This window comes from Mycolicibacterium komossense, assembly GCF_025822605.1.
Lineage (GTDB): Bacteria > Actinomycetota > Actinomycetes > Mycobacteriales > Mycobacteriaceae > Mycobacterium > Mycobacterium komossense.
In genome coordinates, this window is the sequence record NZ_JACKTY010000031.1 from 206,151 (window position 1) to 225,593 (window position 19,443).

Genomic DNA, 19,443 nt, shown 5'->3' on the forward strand with positions numbered 1-19,443 from the left:
GGTAAGGCCGGCTGAACAGCTCAACCGGCCTTACCTCACCGAGCACCGCTGACCGCAGATGACAACAGAGAACGCGCTCACTTCTCGTAGTGCAGTCCCGTTGCCGGATTACGGTCGGTGACGCAGTAGGTGACGACCCCGTCCAGTACGGTCCAGATCGGGTTCGTCTGAACGACCTTGGCCCCGGCGGCGACGTGGCGCTCGGTCTCAGCGGGGCGATCAGAGACAGCCCAGTCGAGGTGAGCGCGCACCGTGCCGGTGGCCTCGCCGAGTCGCTGCAAGATGATCCGCAATGGGGCGCCGGAGGGACGGATCAGGAAGGCGTACTCGGACAATCCGGGAATTGTCTGCGTCTCCCAGCTGGTCAGGGAGCTCCAAAACTCTGACTCGGTCTCCCAATGCTCCTGCGGGATGTCGATCGAGACCTGGTCGACGAGGCTGGTGTGCCCGCCGGGCCATTGACTCGGCACGGATGAGATCGGGGCGCAATCACCGACGAGCCGAAACGACAGGCCGCCAGGCGATCGGCCCACGACCGGGTCGGCGCCGTCGTCGATGGTGGCACCCGACACCAGCACCTGTGTGATGGCGGCCGCGACATCCGGGACATGGACGTCCAGCTGCACCCCACTTGGACCAGCGGCCAGCCGCTGCGCCTTCAGGAAGCCGATGCCCTGCGACAACGGGTATCCGGTCAGCTCACGCCACAACGCCACTCCGTCGTCGTAGTCGCCGTCGGCGAAACCGAGGGACGCACTCACCCAGGTCACGCGCGAATTCCCAAGCGGTGTAAGACCTTCGGGTTGCTTCCGTAACCTTCTTCGTCGCTGCCAGCCACGGTTCTTCATTATCAAGATCGACACCGACCTTGACGACACTAAAAATCACCGCTGCGGTAAGTCCACCGCGCGATGACGGCTCAGCTGGATGCGAGTCGAGTGATCAGCCCCCGGTCGCCATCCACCCTGACGCGATCGCCGGTCTTGAGCACCTGGGTGGCCACCAGTGTGTTCACGACACAGGGCAGCCCGTACTCCCGCGCCACGACCGCGCCGTGGGATACCGAACTTCCGATGTCGGTGACCAGCGCGGCGATCACGGTGAAGTACGGAGTCCAGCCCACATCGGTAACGGGCGCGACGAGGATCTCCCCGCGCCGCACGTCACGCGCATCCTGGATCGACTTCGCCACGCGCACAATGCCCTCCGCTGTCCCCCGGCTTGCCGGCCGCCCCACGATCTGGTCTCCGGTGGCGGCCTGCGGCCGAGCGAGGACGGGTTCGGGCCGGCCGACTGAGACGTCCTCGAACTCCAGCGCCTGCTGGAACGGCAGCGCATCGCGGCGCTGGCGCGCATGCTGCACAAGGTCCGTGATGTCCGCGCCGCCCACCACTGTGGCCAATTCGGTGCGGTCGAAGAAGAACACCAGATCAGCGTCCGGAAGGCGACCGGACTCGGCCAACACCTCACCCAGATGGCGGTATCCGAGCTTGAGCCGGTGTGCCATCAGCGCCATCTTCGACTTAGTCTCCTCCCGTCCGCGGGCTCCACCCTGGGCCAGGCGTGCCAGCAGTCGGACCGTCCGCGGACGGGGTGCATCGACAACGTCGCGCGGTGGAACCGCCCGCGGGGAGTCACGGACCGACTGCACCATGACCTGCATCATCGAACCGAGCCCCTCGGCGTCCTCGGCCCACGCGGGATCCCGCATGCACAGTTCGCGGTACCCGCGGTGGCCATGTCGAATCAGGAACTGCCGCAACGCCGCAGCTCCAGGGCTGTCCGCGGTGCGCAGGCGGGTCAGCGCATCCGCCGGTGTCGCGGCGAGGAACCGCTCGGCGGCGGTGTCGTCGGCGGCGACCTCACGCACCACCGCATGCAATTCATCGACCATCATGGCGCTCTCGACGTCGGCAGCACCCGCCATGAGCCGGGCCGCTTCGGCTTGCCCCTCGTTCGCATCGCGGCCACTCTTGACGGCGCTGCGCACCAGATAGCTTTCGAGCACATTCGCGCCCACCGCCGCTCGTGACGAGGATCGGACGTGGACAAGTGTGACGTGGCAGTACAGGTCGACGCCTGAATCCAACTGTTTCAGAACCCGTTTGGCGTCACGACTGGTCGGTATGGGGAACGCGGCGATCTGATCTCCGAGGCGGCGGATCGCGGGCCCGGCGAACAGCGAATAAGACATGAGCCGGACCGTGTTGATCAGTTTGGGAATAAACGGCTTTGGCGGTTTGGCCTCAAGTTCATCGACCACCCGGCCGCAGATCGACGTGGAGAACTGCTCCAACGAATTTCCGAGAATGCCCGAGCTGAGCGCCGTCCCTTCCGTCATGTTCAAGAACATGTGCCCGTAGAAGTAGCCCACTTGCAGCCACGGCTTGGCGTAGCGTTCCTGCGCCCGCGCAACCACTTGGGTCATCTGCATTGCGTAGTCGATCGCATGCCCCGACACCGACGCAGTGAGTGGACAGAAGGCCCCTGGCATCATCTCGCCGATGTTGCACCGGGTGTAGACGTGCGTGGGTCCGGCCACCGGAGTGTCCATCTCATTGAGGTCTCCTGGCAGCGTGGTGATCGGCCGGGCCTGCAGCCACCAGAGCTGCCCGGCGTTGTCGATCGCCCATTCCAGATCCATTGGCCGGCCCCAGTGCCTTGCGGCGCGCACTGCGCCGGCGCGGATCTGCGCGACTTCTTCGTCGGATAGCACGGCCACTTCACCGACCTCACGTACCGCCTGGGCGCCATCTGAGCTCAGCACGAGATGGTCGGAGAGCGCGGAGCCATCGACGAGTGCCTCACCTAGTCCGGCGATGGCATCGATGACCATGAGATCCCGGCGGCCGGTTGTGGGGTCTGCAGTGAAGACGACTCCGGCCGCGCGCGCATCGACCATCTGTTGGACAACCACATGCATGGTGACCGGTCCGGCGTCGGCGTCGAGGCTGCCGTAGGAGGAGGCTCGTTCGGACCCGACGGATTCAGCGCACTGCCGGACTGCCGCGGTAAAACCCTCAAGCGAATCGACGCCGAGCACAGTGTCGTACTGTCCGGCGAAGGAATGCTCGACCCCGTCCTCTCCCGTAGCCGAGGACCTGACGGCTACCGGAGACGCACCTGATGCCCGCATCCGGGTGAAGCGGTCCGCCACCGCCTCCGGAAGAGGAAGCGGCGAGGCATGCGCGATGACGAAACCCGTTGGGACGGAATGCCCGAGACGCTTCAGCTCGGCCAGCCCCAGGGCCTTTCCGCCGAGTCGGTCATCGACTATCTCGTCGAACTCAATTGTTGTGGTGTGCATTCTCAGCCCAACGCGTCGATGATCTCGGCCAGTGCTTGCACGGCGATAGGCCCGGGTTGATAGAGACAGATCCGTTCCGAAACACCGTCGACGCGGTCTCGGATGTGCGCGGCAACCTCGGCCGGGGTGCCACAGGCGGCGATCGTGTGCAGCATCTCGTCGTCGATCAGCGTGGCCATCTCCTGCCAGCGGCCCTGCTTGGACATGGCGTTCAGTTCGGGTTGCAGATCGCCCCAACCATGAGCATCCAGCACCGGCCGGTAGGCGGGCGTGGAGCCGTAGAACGCCAAGAGCATCCGCGTCGAGGTGTGATCCTCACCAACCGACACGATGATCTCCGGTACCACCGCCAACTCGTCGGCGTCTCGTCCTGCAGCCGCCAAACCCTCGCGAACAGCGGGCATCGTCTTGTCGTGCAGGAATCGCTTCGACCCGAACGGCATCACCAGCAGTCCGTCGGCCACTTCGGCGGTTGCCCGGGTCATCCGCGGGCCCAGCGCTCCGAGGTAGATCGGCGGTGGCCCGAACGGGTTCGGCCCAGGATTGAACGTCGGGGTCATCAACGTGTGCCGGAAGAACTCGCCGCGGTAGTCGAGTCGCTCGCCGGTGTTCCAGGCGGCGAAGATTGCCCGCAGCGCTCCAACCATCTCTTTGATGCGGGCCACCGGGTGATCGAATTCGGCGCCGTAGCGTTTCTCGATCTGCGCGCGGATCTGCGTGCCGAGACCGAGGATGAAGCGACCCTCGGAGATCTCTTGAAGATCATTCGCCTGATGTGCCAGCTGTATCGGATTGCGGGGCAAGGCAATAGCCACGTTGGTCATCAGGTCCAAGCCCTTGACCGTCGAGGCCAATACCAGCGGGCTGAACACCTCCCGCGGACCCTCGAAGGTGAATACTCCGGCGGCTCCTGCTTCCCGCAGAAGTGCCGCCCTTTCCACCGCATCAGTTGGGCTGAACAGTGCTGTCATGACCTTCACGGCGTCGCCCCTGCCGAGACGTCGGTCCAGTCGTTGAAGCCCGACGGGTGGTGCGGACCGATGACGGCGTGTTCGAACAGTCCCACCCCCTGCTGTGTGCTGCCATCGGGTTCGGTGCAGACGGCACGACCGACATGGTCGATCAAACTGAACGGGGCTCGCGCCATCACGTCGGGGTCGGTCAGGTCGTAGGAGACGCGGCCAGCCGACGGCCCGCCCTTCCACGTGCCGTGCGCCCAGGACGAGTCCCCGCCGTATCCGGAACCAAAAGCGATGGGCGCGAACAGCTTCGACTCGACATCAACCTGCAGTCGGGCACCGGACCGCGTGAGCATCTCAATGTGTGCGCCATAGGGGATCCGGGTTCCTGGCGTGTAGTGGATCGTTGCCCGCACACCGTCGAGCTGTTCGACCCTGCCGTCTCGCCAGCGTCGGGTGCAGTCATACAGACTGCGATGACCGTCCGGATCCTCCTGGATGATCAGGAAAATCTGGTAGTCGTCGAACGCCAGGGGCAGATACAGCCACCACATTCCGCCGAATGCGGTGTCCGGCCGACCGGCCGGCTCCGGCTCGCCGATGGGCCGGATTCCCCACGACCTGTCGCGGCTGCCCACCGAGGTGGCGGGTGTGACGTTCAGCCGGTCGCCATCGACGTCGATCCACCCCTCCCAGCTGCCAAGCTGGGCAAAACGGCAGGCCTGCAACGTCACTCGGCGTTCGGAATGCATCGAATGCGGATGCTCCAACGCGGCCGGGAACAGCCCGCGCCACCGCAGATCAGCCGAGATGCCTTCGGTTTCGGTGATGGTGAGGTGCAGTTCCTGCAAAGGCTCGACGACGTCCAACCGGTACCCATTCACATTCTGACTGAGCCGATCACCGTCGATCGCGTCACTGAAACGGACGGCGGTTTGAGCATCTCCGCGCCGGATCACGACATACGCATCCTTGACGCCCAGGCGCGGGTAGTAGCCGATCCCGGTCAGCGCCATGAAGCGGCCTTCGCGGTCAAGCACATTGAAGTACGAACGGTCGTAGAAGTTACGGTCAGAGGTGGCCGGGGCGCTGATGGGCACCGGCGCCTGGTGAATCGGGTACTCATCGAGCGGACTCAGGAACACACGGCTCTCCAATATCAATACGATGCGGACTATATTGTAATTATGAGAACAGATCGACCCGAGGATGACAAGGGACCAAGCCGGTCGTCCGCGGGACGACCACGCGACAGCAAGATCGACGCCGCGATCATTCGCGCCACCCGCGATCTACTGCTCGAGACGGGCTACCCCGCGCTATCGCTGTCTGCGATAGCCGCTCGCGCGGGCACCACGACCGCCGCCATTTATCGGCGCTGGTCGGGTAAAGCACAACTCGTTCACGAAGCGATACTCCCAGCCGAAGTGATGGCCATGCCAAGTGCTTCTGGCGACATCAAGGAGGACATCCGAGCGCTCGTGGAGGCGACGCGGACCATGTTCGACCGTCCGGAAGTCCGAATCGCCCTGCCGGCATTGATCGCCGATACCGTCGCTGATCCCGACGTGCACAGCAGAATGACCTCTCGATTCGCCGGAAGCCTCGCAACCTTTCGAACCAGAATCGACAAGCACACGGACCCGCCTGCTGACGAAGGCGAGCTGCCCCTGCTCGCCGAAGTCGTGGTCGGCAGCGCGATTTTCCGCATCATCGTGCGCCACGATGCCCCGCTGGATGAAGCGTGGGCCGACGACCTGACCAACCTGGTCAGCTCCGGCTGGGCCTCGATGTCACGTGGTTCGAGTTCTGGGTAGGACGTCATGATCCCGTCCTCTGTCATACGGAGTGGGGCGGCTGCCTTCAGATCGGGCATCACATGGTTCAGCTAAAAGGCGCCCGAGTACCCCTTGGTGATCAGGAGTTCAGCGGTGGCCTGCCACAGTCGTTGTCGGGTGGCAGGGTCGTTGGCCGGCGCGACGGGCGTGACGAGGTGAGCAGTCTTGCCCGAGTAGTAGCCCCCTGACTTCAGGCCGTTTTCGGTGGCGATGCGCACGATGAGGCCGGCGCCGTTATGCGGGTTGCCGATGTTGAGGGCGCGCAGGATGCGTTCCAGTGGTGCCGCGAAACGCAATTCGCGCCCCAGGCCGGTGGTGTTGTAGCCGGGATTGAGGCACATTGCGCTAATGGCGGTGTTGGCGAGTCGTTCAGCCAGTTCGACGGTGAACATGATGTCGAGCAGCTTGGTCTTGCCGTAGATCGGCGACGACTGCAGAGCCGTGAAGGGCTCGGTGTCGGTGAGATCTTCCGGTATTCGCAAGGTGCCGTGGCGGCGCGACGCCTCGGAGGCGACCGTGATGACCCGGGCGCTGTCGGCGCGCCGCAGTGCCGGCAGAACGGTGCCGGTGAGCAGCCACGGTGCAAGATAGTTGACGGCGACCATTTCCGGTAGTCCGTCGACGGTGGTGCGTTGACTCATGGTGTGCACGCCGGCGTTGTTGATCAGCAGATCAACGCAGGCAAAGCGGTCGTTGATCTCGGCACCCGCGCGCCGCGTGCTGGCCAGATCTGCGAAGTCTGCGGTCACGACGTCCAGAACCGTTTCTGGTGCTACCTGCCTGATCCGGCGCATCGTCGCCTCGGCACGCTCTCTGCTCCTGGCGGTGAGCACGAGGTGTGCGCCGCGCCGCGCCAGGTCGATAGCGGCCAGCTCACCGATGCCACTTGTGGCGCCTGTGATCACGACGACCGGCGCTTCAGGCTGTGCCGGACTCCACGAATCCCTGTGTGCCTGCACTCTTGAGCTCCCTTTCCCCGCAACCTCGAAGTCCGCCCAGGTCAGCCGTGGCGACCGAATCAGAATTACACACTCAGTTCAAGAGTAGACTGCGTCTATGTTCATCTCGTCATCTCCGATGGGCACCGCGGAGTCGCCGCCGGGATTGCGGGAACGAAAGAAGTTGCAGACGTGGCGCGACATTCGCGCCGCGGCCATACGCCTCCTGAGAGACCACGATTTTGCCGATGTCAGCGTCGACATGATCGCTGCCGAGGCGAACGTGTCACGGGCGACGTTCTTCAACTACTTCGCCTCCAAAGACGCTGTGGTGTTCGACGCAGATCCCGAGGAACTCGCGGCCTACAGATCGCTCCTCGACACTCGACCCGACCACGAACCGGTCTGGACATCTCTCCAACAGATTCTCGTCGCCACGGTCGACTCGGCCAGCGAACAAATAGTCGTGCAGCACCATGTGCTGCAACGCAACCCAACATTGGCCGGCGGCGGCCGCACCTACGGCGACCAGTTTCGCCATACCCTGATCCAGTGGGCGACCCAGCGAGCCGTAGCAGCTGGAAGCACTGAATTTCAGGCCGCCCTGATGGTCGCCACAGCGGATGCCGCAGCGACCACCGCCTATCGATTCTGGGATCCCGCCAGCGGCACTCAAGCACTGCGCGACCTCATCACCGCAGCCTTCGGAACGACAGCCCCATACTCGTCGAGCTGAGCGTGATGTTCTGGAGAATTGATCGAGGGTGGTTAGGCGGCGAGGACCGCGGCGCCGTACCAATGACACAGCAACAGAGCAACTTCCACGTCGAGCCGGTCATCGGTGATCGGTCGGCCGCGGCGCTCGATCGCCCGCGCCACTCGATACTTCACCGAGTTGAAGTGCAGGTGCAGCTCGCCCGCGGCGCCCTTGAAGCTCGATCCTGCGCGTAGGAACACCCGCAGGGTCTCGCGGAGCCGTTCGTCTGCCGCACCGGCCGACGCCAGCGGTCCGAGGACCTCGGCTACCCAGATACGCACTTCATCCAGATTGCCGCCGGCCAAGCCGGCCAGCATCAGCCCCGACTCGGCGGCGCTCACCAACCGGCCAGGGCCGGCACCCGCCGCGGCCAACACCGCACGGGCAACCTGCGCCTGTCGGTGCGAACGGCGAAACCCCGCCACCCCCGGTAACGGCCGGCCCGCGGCGACGTGCAGCGGCGCGCCGGCGGGAGCAGGCAGCACCGGGATGGATTCGGACTCCACCGGTATCCACGCCCACCCCGTCAAGCGGTCCGCCGAAACGAACAGCACGCGGTCACCGGCCCCCACTGCGGCGGCGTAGTCGTGCACGTACCGCTCCATGACACCGAGCTCGTCCTGATCATCGGATTCGTCGAACCACAGCACCAGAGCCAGGTGGGTTCTCCGCAACGGATAGCGCACCGCCGTCGAGGTCGCGTCGAGGTCGACGTCGTCGTCGCCCTCCAGAATGCCCCGAATCACCTCTGCCTGCAGACGGTTTCGACTTTCTTGCCAGCGGTCGTATTCGTTCTGATAAGTGGTGAGCACCTGCTGGGTGATCCAATCGATATAGCGGAATGTCACGGCAAGGATCTCCTCGAAGACATCGAGCTGGCGTTGCACGTCCAGTTCGGAGTCGCGGATCTCCTTGAGCAGGATCTTGAGCACCTCCTGGTGGCCGATCCGGTAGGCGCGCACCAGCGCATTGGCCGACACGTCCCGCTGGGCAAGCCGCCGCGCGTATTCCAGGGCGGCCGTCGGTGCTTCCACGTGCTCCACCGGGATGCCGTGGCGGATCGCCGAGAACACAGTGTCGATGTTCGCGGCGACGTTGTCCCGCATCAATTGCACCAGCTGCGCGTCGCCTTGCAGGTCGGCGACCTCATCCAGCAGGAGGCGCTGGGTTTGGGCCGTGACCTCGTCGAGCTTCACGGCCAGCCGACCCACCACCGCCGCTGCGGATTCAGCCACTGAATCGCCGGCACCAGGTTGGACCATTCCCGTGACCCTACTTGTCTTCAGGAGACAAAGAAGATCAGTTGGTTGGTGTCCTGAGGACGTTGTTTGCGGTTCGACGGGTTCTTAGCGTTGTTCTAGACGGTTCGCAGCGCGGCCCGCCGTCACCGACAGCCCTGGAGCAGCCCATGTCCATCGCAGCAGAACTCGACGACACGGCGACGGAATTGTCCGGGCGCCGCCCGTTGCCGGACCCGGGCGCCCCGGTACCCAGGCTTGCCGTCCCGACCGTGGCGCTGCTGGTGGTGGGGTGGGCCGCATTCCTGGGGTCGTCGGTCGGGTATGTCCAGGGCTGGATGCCCGCTTGGGCGACCATCGCGGTGAATGCCGTGGTCACCTTCGTGATGTTCACCGTGAGTCACGACGCCATCCATTACGCCATCAGCAGCACACGCTGGGTCAACCGCCTGGTCGGTCGAATGGCCTGGCTGCTGGTGGTGCCGGTCATCTCCTTCCCCACCTACGCGTTCGTCCATATCGAGCACCACCGGCACTCCAACGACGACGAGAAAGACCCCGATGCCTGGGCCTCACATTCCCGTTGGTGGCAGATGCCGCTGCGCTGGCCCTTCCCCGAGGTGTTGTACGGCGGGTTCATCCTGCGCAACCTGCGGAGCCGACCGAAGCCCGAGGTCGCCGAGACGCTGGGACTGCTGACCCTGTGCTTGGTGGGGCTGACCGTCGCGATCGGCACCGGAAATCTCTTGACGCTGGCGGTGGTGTTCCTGATCCCCCAGCGCATCGGGCTGATCGTCCTGGTGTGGTGGTTCGACTGGCTGCCGCATCATGGGCTGGCCGACACCCAGCGCAGCAATCGCTACGGCGCGACCCGGGCCCGCGTGGGCATGGAGTGGCTGTACACCCCGCTGATGCTCGCGCAGAACTACCACCTGGTGCACCACCTGCACCCGTCGGTGCCGTTCTACCGGTACCGGGAAACCTGGCACCGCAACGAAGAGGCCTACCTGGAGCGCGATGCCGCGATCACCACGGTCTTCGGCCAGCACCTCAACCCAGCGGAGTACCGGGAGTGGAAACGGCTCAACAGCAAGCTCGGGCGGGTGGTGCCGGTCTATATGCCGCCGCGGTCCAGCGCCCCGCACGCGGTACTGCACCGCATCCCGGTGGCGTCGGTAGACCCGATCACCGACGACAGCACCCTGGTCACCTTCGCGGTGCCGGAAGCGCTGCGCGATGAGTTCCGATTCGAACCTGGCCAGCACGTAACCGTTCGCACTGATCTCGGTGGGGTAGGAGTTCGCCGCAGCTACTCGATATGTGCGCCCGCCACCCGCGCCCAGCTGCGGATAGCGGTCAAACACATTCCCGGGGGCGCTTTCTCGGGTTTCGTTGCCAACCGACTCCAGGCCGGTGACGTGCTGGAGCTGATGACCCCCACCGGCCGGTTCGGCACTTCGCTGGATCCGCTGGCACGACGGCACTATGTGGGCCTGGCGGCCGGGAGCGGTATCACACCGGTGCTGTCGATCCTGGAAACGGTGCTGGAGGTGGAGACCGCGAGCCGGTTCACCCTGATCTACGGCAACCGCACCAAGGACTCGACGATGTTCAGGCACGACCTCGCCCGGCTGGAATCCCGTTACTCCGACCGGCTGGAGATCAGACACGTGCTGACCGACGAGCCGCTGCACACTCCTGAGTTTCGCGGCCGCATCGACGGGGCCAAGCTCCAGCGGTGGCTGACCAGCGACCTGCGGCCCGACACCGTCGACGAGTGGTTCCTGTGCGGCCCGATCGGTATGAGCACCGACGCTCGGGACACGCTGATCGGCCACGGTGTCGCCGTCGAGCGGATCCACCTGGAGCTGTTCACCGGCTACCCCCGCGGCGCCGTAGCCAATGGCGACTACGAGGCTGCCACGGTTACCTTCACACTGTCCGGACAGCAGGCGACCGTCGATCTGGCACCCGGAGACTCCATTCTGGAAGGCGCTTTGCAAAGCCGGAGTGACACCCCCTATTCGTGCATGGGTGGCGCCTGCGGCACGTGCCGAGCCAAGCTGGTCGCCGGCACCGTCGAGATGGATCAGAACTTTGCGCTCGGGCCCGCCGAACTCGATGCGGGCTATGTCCTGACGTGTCAGGCGCATCCGACAAGCCCGACCGTCTCCGTCGACTACGACGCGTAACCGGCTGCCACCCGGTGGCGTCCTAGGAACTGAGCTCGTTGCCGCGCAGCGGTATCTTTGTCGTCTGCACCCGTCCCCTATGTCGTCGACACCGTCGCGCGGGCAGGTGACGGTGGCTTGAGCACGGACGAGCCGTATCGCCGCAGGCCAGGCACCATCGGCGGATGTCTTGTGACCCGCTGCGCACCGACAGGGATGCGCTAGACGTCGGGCCGGCCGTCTACCATTCCTCCGGCACACCTCCCGGCATCGATGGAAAGGACGAGCAGTGAGCTACACGGCCGCCGACATCACCGAGCTCGACGATGTCCAGCACACACGTCTGCGGCCGGCGGTGAACCTTGGTCTGGACGTGCTCAACACCGCGTTGCGCGAGCTGGTGGATAACGCGATCGAAGAGGTCGCCGATCCCAGCCACGGCGGGTCCACTGTGACGATCACCCTGTATGCCGACGGATCGGTCAGTGTCGCTGACGACGGCCGCGGCTTGCCCGTCGACTCTGACCCGGTGAACGGGAAGAACGGCATCGTCAAGACACTGGGCACCGCGCGGGCCGGCGGCAAGTTCTCCGCGCATGCCGACGCTGCCAGCACGGGTGCCGGTTTGAACGGAATCGGCGCCGCCGCAGCGGTGTTCATCTCTGCACGAACCGACGTGACGGTGCGTCGGGCCGGGAAGACCTACCTGCAGAGTTTCGGCGGCGGCTACCCCGGCGTCTTCGAGGGCAACGACTTCGACCCGACCGCCCCGTTCACCCGCGCCGACGCGCAGAAACTGCGCGGCACAGGCAACCGCAAGCCCGACGCGCACGGCACCACGGTACGGATTTTGTTCGACCCGGCCGTTGTCCCCGACTCCAGCGTGGACATCAACGAGGTGCTGCTGCGAGCCCATGCCGCGGCACGGATGTCGCCGGGGGTGCACCTGCTCGTGGTCGACGAGGGCTGGCCCGGCGACGAGGTCCGGCCCGAGCTGATCGAGCCGTTCAGCGGCCCGTGGGGCACCGACGCGCTCCTGGACCTCATGTGCGCCGCCGCCGGCACCCCGGCGCCGGCGTTGCGGGCTGCCGTGGAGGGCCGCGGTGAATACACCACCGGCCGCGGCCCGACGCCGTTCCGCTGGTCGCTGACGGCCGGGCCCGCGGAGCCCGCCACGGTGGCCGCCTTCTGCAACACGGTGCGCACCCCGGGCGGCGGATCTCATCTGAGCGCCGCGGTAAAAGGGCTGTCCGAAGCATTGGCCGACCGTGCTTCCCGGATCCGCGACCTGGGCCTGGCCAAAGGCGAGGACGGCCCGGAGCCGCAGGATTTCGCCGCAGTCACAGCGCTGGCCGTCGATACCCGTGCGCCGGACGTGTCATGGGACTCCCAAGCCAAGACCGCCGTGTCCTCGCGGTCGCTGAACGTGGCGATGGCCCCGGACGTGGCGCGCAGCGTCACCGTCTGGGCGGCCAACCCCGGCAACGGCGACGCAGTGACGCGGTGGACCCAGCTGGCGCTGGAGGCGGCCAGGGCGCGGCGCAGCGCCGAGGGCGCCAAGGCCAGGTCGCGGGCGGCGTCGAAAGCCAAGGGCCTCGGCACCAATCTGTCGCTGCCGCCGAAGCTGCTACCCAGCCGAGAGACCGGGCGCGGCTCAGGTGCCGAGCTGTTCCTGTGTGAGGGCGACTCGGCATTGGGCACCATCAAAGCGGCGCGCGACGCCACGTTCCAGGCGGCCTTCCCGTTGAAAGGCAAGCCGCCCAACGTCTATGGATTCACCGTGAGTAAGGCGCGGATCAAAGACGAATTCGATTCGATCGAACGGATACTCGGCTGCGGCGTCCGGGACAACTGCGATCCGGAATCCTGTCGCTACGACCGGATCTTGTTCGCCTCCGACGCAGACCCCGACGGCGGCAACATCAACTCCAGCCTGATCTCGATGTTCCTGGACTTCTACCGACCGCTCGTCAAGGCCGGGATGGTCTACGTGACGTTGCCGCCGCTGTTCGTAGTCAAAGACGGGCAAGAGCGGATCTACTGCCAGGACGAGTCCGAGCGCGATGCCGCCGTGGCCCAGTTGAAGGCCACCTCCAAACGCAAAGTGGAAGTGCAGCGGAACAAGGGTCTCGGTGAGATGGATGCCGACGACTTCTGGAACACCGTGCTGGATCCTCAGCGGCGCACCGTGATTCGGGTGCACCTCGACGACGGGGATCCGAAACTGCACCACACCCTGTTCGGCGGGCCGCCAGAGGGCCGGCGTACGTGGATGGCCGATGTCGCCTCCCGCGTCGACACCCTTGCTCTTGACCTCAGCTAGGAGAACCCGTGACCGCCACCCTGGACGTTCCTGAGCAGAATCCGGATCTGGTGCTCAAGCAGAGCGCCGATGACTACTGGAACCACTATCAGCTGACCTTCGCGCTCTACAGCGTCAGCGACCGCGCCATCCCGTCGGCCTTCGACGGACTCAAGCCGGGCCAACGCCGCCTGCTGTACCAGATGTATGACTCCAGGCTGCTACCCGGCAACAAGCCGCAGAAGTCCTCGAAGGTCTGCTCGGCCGTCACCGGCAACTTGCACCCGCATGGCGGGGCATCGATGTACGGGGCCGCGGCGCTGATGGCGGCCGAGTTCCAGCGTGTGAAAGTCATTGACGGACAAGGGGCATTCCCTCGCATTCAGGGAGACATCCCCGCCGCCGACCGCTACACCGAGATGCGGTTGTCGGCACCCGGTGCGGCGTTGACCGCCGAACTCGCCGACCACGCCGTGCCGATGGTCCCGACCTTCGACGGCGAGTGGACTGAGCCGACAGTGCTGCCCGCCCAGTGGCCGGTGCTGCTCTGCAACGGCGCCGTCGGCATCGCCGAAGGCTGGGCCACCAAGGTGCCGGCACACAATCCACGCGAGATCATGGCCGCCTGCCGGGCGCTGTTGAAAACCCCGAACATGACCGACGACAGGTTGGTCAAACTCATTCCCGGCCCCGACTGGGGCTGCGGAGCCACCGTGGTCGGAGAGACAGGGCTGCGGGAATACATCACCACTGGTCGCGGGCAGTTCACGGTGCGCGGCACAGTGTCTGTCGAGGGCAAGAATGTCATCGTCACCGAGCTACCGCCCGGTGTCGCGAGTAATACCGTCCAAGAGAGGATTCGAGCACTCGTCGAGTCCGGCGAAATGTCCGGCGTGGCGGACATGTCCGATCTGACCGACCGGCGCAACGGGTTGCGGATCGTGGTCACCGCCAAACGCGGGCACAGTGCCGAGCAGATCCGCGAACAGCTGCTCGCCCTGACACCGCTGGAGTCCACCTTTGCCGCCAGCCTCGTCGCCCTCGACGAGGATCGGGTGCCACGCTGGTGGTCGGTGCGGGAACTGATCGGTGCGTTCCTGCACCTTCGCGATTCGGTGGTACTGCGGCGCAGCGAGTACCGGTTGGACAAGGTCACCGACCGGCGTCACCTGGTGTCCGGTCTGATGCAGATCCACCTCGACATTGATGCTGCCGTCGCGGTCATCCGAAGCTCCGATACCGTCGACGAGGCACGCACTGGGCTGCAGGAGCGGTTTGCGATCGACGCCGTTCAGGCCGATTACGTTCTGGCGTTGCAACTTCGGCGTCTTACCAAACTCGACGTGATCGAGCTGCAGGCCGAAGCGGAGAAGCTGGACGCCGAGTTCGCCGAGCTGACCGAGTTGGTGAGCAACCCCGATGCGCGTCGGGTGGTGATCGACAAGGAGCTGGTCGAGACTGCAAAACTGTTCAAGGGACCCGAGTTCGACCGCCGGACCGTGCTGGACTTCGACGCCACCCCCGTGTCGGCGAGCGCCGACGAAGACGGCGCCCGCGAACGAAAAGTCAACGCCTCGTGGCGACTTGACGACCGCGGTGTGTTCTCCGACAGCCACGGTGAGTTGCTCACCTCGGGACTGGGTTGGGCGGTGTGGGCCGATGGACGCGTCAAGTTCACCACCGGCGGCGGTTTGCCGTACAAGATCCGCGACATCCCGGTCGCGCCGGATATCACCGGGCTGGTGCGGTCAGGAGTGCTCCCGCCCGGCTCCCATTTGGCGCTGGTGACCCGACGCGGGAAGGTGCTGCGCATCGACCCCGCCGCGGTGAACCCGCAAGGCGCGGCCGGCAACGGTGTGGCCGGCGTCAAACTGGCCGCCGACGGCGACGCTGTGATTGCCGCCTTACCGCTGACGTGCGAGAACGGTGAATCCATTCTGTCAATCTCCGAAAAGGCTTGGAAGGTCACCGAAGTCGCCGATATCCCGGTGAAAGGCCGTGGCGGCGCCGGCGTCGGGTTCCACCCGTTCGTCAACGGTGAGGATGCCCTGCTTTCGGTGTCGAGCTCTGCGAATGGGTTCGCCCGCGGTGGGAAGCCGGTACGGGCCGAGAAGCGCGCGAAGGCCTCGATCAAGGGATCCGGCAGTGATGTGGCGCCTGCCGGCTAGTGCAGCGACCTTCATGGGGTCGCGCTTGCCGAAGCGGCCGCGCTGGGAATGCCGAGTCCCGCCGGAGGTCAGGGTTGGCCGTCCGTGCGGACCTTTGCCCGTGACGTAGATATGTGAAAGCCTGCCCCGTCCTCCCCGTCGAACGCCTCGATGGCGGCATCGACGTTCAGGTCGGCGTCGAGTGCGTGCGCGCCCTTGAGCGCTGACGTCACGATGGTCACGAAGCACTCGACCATGGTCGCCTTGTCGAACTGCTCGCGGTTGTTCAACCAGTACATGGACGCTTCGTCGATCGCCGCGACCGCAGCACGTCCCATCATCACCCATGCCGGGTTCGCCGCATCGATTCCCAGGACGGCCGCTGCCCTGTCCAGGGCGCGCGACCGCGCCGACTGAAAGACCTCCCAGGCTTCAGGATCGTCTCTGCTGCCGGTCAGTACACGTCGCAAGGCCAAACCGCGGTGATCTGCCAAGTACTGCAAGTGGGCGGCGAAGGCATGGCGCATCTGCTGGGCAGGCGCCAGCGCAGGGTCGATCACGAATGCGGCGTCCATCTGCGTTGCAGCTTCACGCATCGCGGCGAGGTAGATGCCCCGCTTATTGCCGAAGTAGTGGAACAACAGGCCATGGGCAACCCCGGCGCCCTTGGCGATGTCGGTGACCGCCACGTCGTCGTAGTGGCGGTCGGAGAACAAGTCAATGGCGGTGTCGACGAGCCGCTGACGCGTCTGCGCCGCCTGCGCGGCACGCGTGGTGCCCGTTCGCCGATTCGACATCGCGCCCTTTCGGATGATCGCGCGGCCGCCAGTCCGCCTGGGCCTAGAGTGTCCGACCTTATCTGATCTGCGCTCATTGATCCTGAATCACACACTGCGCCCTGACGGACAGATCCCCTCATACCGCCGAGGCGATTCTGACTGATATTCATTGACTTTAAGTCAATAAAAGTTATAGCGTGGCCCAGGTCACGCATAACCGACATCACGCGGCCCGCGGGGGGTGCCGCGTCGCGACTCGACAAGGAGTGTCATGGCCGCCACCAAGAGACTGGCTCACGTCGTCCTACAGACAACCGACTTGACCCGCCTCAAGGACTGGTATCTCCAGGTCCTGGATGCACGTGTCGTATATGAGAACGGGGGCAGCGCTTTTCTGACCTTCGACGACGAGCATCACCGCCTGGCCATCCTGCAGATCCCCGGCCTGACTGAGCGGACCCCGATCACCGTCGGAATGGCGCACTCGGCCTACACCTTCGACACGCTGGCCGATCTGATGGGCAAGTACCGCGACTTGAGGGACGTGGGGATCACACCGCGCGTACCGGTGCAGCACGGCGTGACGACCTCCCTGTATTACCGCGATCCCGACGGCAACATGGTCGAGCTGCAGATCGACAACTTCGACACGCCGGAGGAGGCCACCGCCTACATGGAGGGCCAGGAGTACAACCTCGACTTCATCGGGCCGAGCTTCGATCCAGACCAGATGGACGAGGCACTGGCCGAGGGCACACCACCGGAACACCTCATCACCCGCGACTGGGCGAAGACCACACCGCAGCTCAACGTCGTCGAGCTGATCCTGACGTAGCCCTCACCACCGCCCCTGGCCTTCCATCGACTGCAAGGACCTCCTTCATGCGCATCGCCAACCTCAACGGACGTCTGCATATTCTGACCGCCGACGGTGGTATCGACGTCGAATCTGCCAGCAAAGGAGTGTTTTCCGCCGATCCGCAGGCGATCTACGCTCGTTGGAGAGAATTCCGAGACTGGGCGACCGGCGCTGAACTCACGGCCACCGTTGCCGTAGACCTCAATGCCCTGGGCCCACCCGCCCCGCGGCCACCGCAGGTACTGGCTGTGGGGCTGAACTACCGCGAGCACGCCATCGAAGCTGGCCTAGACATACCCGACGAGCCGGTCGTGTTCACCAAGTTCCCCAGCTGTCTGACCGGCCCCGCGTCGGACGTCGCGGTCGAACCCGGATCCTGGACCGATTGGGAGGTCGAACTGGTGGCTGTGATCAGTCAACGCGCCGAACACGTCCCCGCCGAGGATGCCTGGAACTACGTGGCCGGACTGACCGTCGGCCAAGACATCTCAGACCGACTCCTGCAATTCCGCGGGCCACAACCCCAGCAATTCGACCTGGGCAAGTCCCGTCCGGGCTTCGGGCCGACCGGACCATGGATCGTCACCCCCGACGAACTGTCCGACCCCGACGACCTCACCATCACCTGCACTCTCGACGACGAGCAGATGCAGAAGGCCAGCACCAAGGACATGATCTTTTCGATACCCCAGATCGTCGCGCGCCTCTCGACGATCCTGCCACTGCTGCCCGGTGACGTGATCTTCACCGGCACGCCCGCGGGCATCGGCGCCACCATGAACCCCCCGCGCTGGCTGACGCCGGGACAAACACTGACCAGCCACGTCGAGGGCATCGGCGAGATGCACAATCACATCGTGTCGACCTCAGCACACTCTCCAGCACGCTCTCCCTGAGAAGTGCAGCTCTGCAACGCATTTCCCTGCCCGCCGGACCCAAAGGAACCGTCATGACCACCATCGAGCGCAGCGATATCCGCACCGTCGAGGACGTCCTGGCCCGCATCCGTGACATCGCACCCCTGTTGCAGAAGAACGCCGCCAGCTCCGAGACCGAGCGCCGGGTCTCCGACGAAACCATCACTGCACTCAAGGAAGCCGGAGTCTTCCGCCTGGCCGTGCCCCGCCGCTACGGCGGACTGGAAACCGACCTGCGCACCATGCTCGAGGTGTCGGCCGCTATCGCCGAGGCCGACGGCGGGCCGTCCTGGGTCGCCACACTGTCCAGTATCAACTCCTGGGCCGCCGGACTGGCCACCGTCAAGACCCAGGACGAAGTGTGGGCGGGCGGACCCGACACCATCCTGGCCGGGGTTATCGCGCCGACGGGCAAGGCCCGCAAGGTTCCCGGCGGTTACCAGGTCAGCGGTAGCTGGGCCTACTCCTCGGCCAGCCTGCACGCAGAGTGGGCCTCTGGAGGGGTTCATCTTGTGGACGACGGTGACCAGATCATCGACCAGGGCATGGTCTACCTCCCGAAAGCCGACTTCCGGATCGAAGACACCTGGTATGTCACGGGCATGCGATCCTCGGGAAGCAACACCATCGTCACCGAGGACGTGTTCGTGCCCGAGCACCGGTACACCTCGATGATCCCTATGGTCACCGGGCAGTACATCAGCGACCACCCCGACGCGCCGCTCTACCGGTCGGCCCTGGCGCCAATGCTGGTCATGGTACTCGTCGGACCTCAACTCGGATTCGGTCGCGCGGCTTTGGACCTGGTGATCCGCAAGGGTGCGACGAAGTCGTTGGCCTACACCGTCTTCGAGCAGAATCGGGACTCGGTGGCGTTCCAGCTGCTGGTCGCTGAGGCGGCGATGAAGGTAGAGACCGCACACCTGCACGCCTTCCGCGCAGCCGAGGACGTCATGCGTTACGCCGACGCCGGCGAGTTCCCCGACGTGACGGCCCGCGCACGCGTCCGTGGTGACGCCGCGATCGCGCTGCGCAGCATCAACGACGCCATCAACACCTTACTCAACGCCAACGGGGCCGGTAGCTTCGCCGAAGTCAATGCGATGCAACGCATCTGGCGTGATTCGAACGTCGCCGCCCGCCATGCCGTGATGCTGCCCCAGGTTTCGATGGAGACCTACGGCAAGGCGCTACTCGGTATCCAAGAGCACATCACGCCCATCCTCTGAAC

The 19,443-nt window shown here is 65.2% G+C and carries 15 protein-coding genes; 8 read left to right on the plus strand and 7 right to left on the minus strand.

All coding sequences use genetic code 11. The annotated features are described in order from the left end of the window. Positions 1–77 precede the first annotated feature (77 nt). From H7J73_RS18830 to H7J73_RS18845, 4 genes are all read right to left on the minus strand, one after another. Positions 78–770: a VOC family protein gene (locus tag H7J73_RS18830; RefSeq protein WP_264069084.1), complete on the minus strand. Its 693-nt coding sequence runs from the start codon at positions 768–770 to the stop codon at positions 78–80. 149 nt (positions 771–919) lie between these two features. After that, the gene (locus H7J73_RS18835; protein ID WP_264069085.1) at positions 920–3,307 is read right to left on the minus strand and encodes a PEP/pyruvate-binding domain-containing protein; all 2,388 of its coding nucleotides are present in this window, start codon (positions 3,305–3,307) and stop codon (positions 920–922) included. A 2-nt stretch (positions 3,308–3,309) separates the two neighbouring features. After that, positions 3,310–4,287 carry a TIGR03617 family F420-dependent LLM class oxidoreductase gene (locus H7J73_RS18840; RefSeq protein WP_264069086.1) on the minus strand — a complete coding sequence of 326 codons (978 nt, stop codon included), beginning with the start codon at positions 4,285–4,287 and terminating at the stop codon, positions 3,310–3,312. Next, on the minus strand, positions 4,284–5,411 hold the full coding sequence (locus H7J73_RS18845) for an Rv3169 family protein (RefSeq protein ID WP_264069087.1): 1,128 nt from the start codon (positions 5,409–5,411) through the stop codon (positions 4,284–4,286). The genes H7J73_RS18840 and H7J73_RS18845 overlap by 4 nt, the downstream gene beginning before the upstream one ends. 42 nt (positions 5,412–5,453) lie before the next feature. Between H7J73_RS18845 and H7J73_RS18850 the strand changes: the two genes are divergently transcribed. Next, complete coding sequence (locus H7J73_RS18850; protein WP_264069292.1) at positions 5,454–6,083, plus strand: TetR-like C-terminal domain-containing protein; 630 nt, start codon at positions 5,454–5,456, stop codon at positions 6,081–6,083. 71 nt (positions 6,084–6,154) lie between these two features. On the opposite strand, the gene H7J73_RS18855 is transcribed toward H7J73_RS18850, so the two are convergent. Beyond that, a complete protein-coding gene (locus tag H7J73_RS18855) occupies positions 6,155–7,063 on the minus strand; it encodes an SDR family NAD(P)-dependent oxidoreductase (RefSeq protein WP_264069088.1) in 909 nt (302 codons plus the stop codon). Between the two features lie 97 nt (positions 7,064–7,160). Here H7J73_RS18855 and H7J73_RS18860 point away from each other — a divergent pair, with 97 nt between their 5' ends. Further along, positions 7,161–7,778, plus strand: coding sequence for a TetR/AcrR family transcriptional regulator (locus H7J73_RS18860; protein WP_264069089.1), 618 nt, complete (start codon positions 7,161–7,163; stop codon positions 7,776–7,778). Positions 7,779–7,810: 32 nt separating this feature from the next. Here H7J73_RS18860 and H7J73_RS18865 read toward each other — a convergent pair whose 3' ends face one another. Then, entirely contained in the window at positions 7,811–9,061 is a 1,251-nt protein-coding gene (locus H7J73_RS18865; RefSeq protein WP_264069090.1) for a PucR family transcriptional regulator, read from the minus strand. A gap of 146 nt (positions 9,062–9,207) precedes the next feature. Between H7J73_RS18865 and H7J73_RS18870 the strand changes: the two genes are divergently transcribed. The 3 genes from H7J73_RS18870 (at position 9,208) to H7J73_RS18880 (ending at position 15,678) form a co-directional block, all read left to right on the plus strand. After that, a complete protein-coding gene (locus H7J73_RS18870; protein WP_264069091.1) occupies positions 9,208–11,229 on the plus strand; it encodes a fatty acid desaturase in 2,022 nt (673 codons plus the stop codon). A 268-nt stretch (positions 11,230–11,497) separates the two neighbouring features. Beyond that, the gene (locus H7J73_RS18875; protein WP_264069092.1) at positions 11,498–13,531 is read left to right on the plus strand and encodes a toprim domain-containing protein; all 2,034 of its coding nucleotides are present in this window, start codon (positions 11,498–11,500) and stop codon (positions 13,529–13,531) included. Positions 13,532–13,539: 8 nt separating this feature from the next. Continuing rightward, positions 13,540–15,678 carry a DNA gyrase subunit A gene (locus H7J73_RS18880; RefSeq protein ID WP_264069093.1) on the plus strand — a complete coding sequence of 713 codons (2,139 nt, stop codon included), beginning with the start codon at positions 13,540–13,542 and terminating at the stop codon, positions 15,676–15,678. A 68-nt stretch (positions 15,679–15,746) separates the two neighbouring features. On the opposite strand, the gene H7J73_RS18885 is transcribed toward H7J73_RS18880, so the two are convergent. Beyond that, a complete protein-coding gene (locus H7J73_RS18885; protein ID WP_264069094.1) occupies positions 15,747–16,454 on the minus strand; it encodes a TetR/AcrR family transcriptional regulator in 708 nt (235 codons plus the stop codon). 253 nt (positions 16,455–16,707) lie between these two features. Here H7J73_RS18885 and H7J73_RS18890 point away from each other — a divergent pair, with 253 nt between their 5' ends. The 3 genes from H7J73_RS18890 to H7J73_RS18900 are packed head-to-tail and all read left to right on the plus strand — an operon-like array spanning position 16,708 to position 19,441. Beyond that, positions 16,708–17,271, plus strand: coding sequence for a VOC family protein (locus H7J73_RS18890; RefSeq protein ID WP_264069095.1), 564 nt, complete (start codon positions 16,708–16,710; stop codon positions 17,269–17,271). 47 nt (positions 17,272–17,318) lie between these two features. Beyond that, the gene (locus H7J73_RS18895) at positions 17,319–18,191 is read left to right on the plus strand and encodes a fumarylacetoacetate hydrolase family protein (RefSeq protein WP_264069096.1); all 873 of its coding nucleotides are present in this window, start codon (positions 17,319–17,321) and stop codon (positions 18,189–18,191) included. A 53-nt stretch (positions 18,192–18,244) separates the two neighbouring features. Beyond that, entirely contained in the window at positions 18,245–19,441 is a 1,197-nt protein-coding gene (locus H7J73_RS18900; protein WP_264069097.1) for an acyl-CoA dehydrogenase family protein, read from the plus strand. Positions 19,442–19,443: the final 2 nt, after the last annotated feature.

Coding starts and splice junctions, on each gene's coding strand:
- H7J73_RS18895 (WP_264069096.1), top strand. CDS start 17,319: ATGCGCATCGCCAACCTCAACGGACGTCTGCATATTCTGACCGCCGAC.
- H7J73_RS18885 (WP_264069094.1), bottom strand. CDS start 16,454: ATGTCGAATCGGCGAACGGGCACCACGCGTGCCGCGCAGGCGGCGCAG.
- H7J73_RS18900 (WP_264069097.1), top strand. CDS start 18,245: ATGACCACCATCGAGCGCAGCGATATCCGCACCGTCGAGGACGTCCTG.
- H7J73_RS18835 (WP_264069085.1), bottom strand. CDS start 3,307: ATGCACACCACAACAATTGAGTTCGACGAGATAGTCGATGACCGACTC.
- H7J73_RS18890 (WP_264069095.1), top strand. CDS start 16,708: ATGGCCGCCACCAAGAGACTGGCTCACGTCGTCCTACAGACAACCGAC.
- H7J73_RS18850 (WP_264069292.1), top strand. CDS start 5,454: ATGAGAACAGATCGACCCGAGGATGACAAGGGACCAAGCCGGTCGTCC.
- H7J73_RS18860 (WP_264069089.1), top strand. CDS start 7,161: ATGTTCATCTCGTCATCTCCGATGGGCACCGCGGAGTCGCCGCCGGGA.
- H7J73_RS18865 (WP_264069090.1), bottom strand. CDS start 9,061: ATGGTCCAACCTGGTGCCGGCGATTCAGTGGCTGAATCCGCAGCGGCG.
- H7J73_RS18870 (WP_264069091.1), top strand. CDS start 9,208: ATGTCCATCGCAGCAGAACTCGACGACACGGCGACGGAATTGTCCGGG.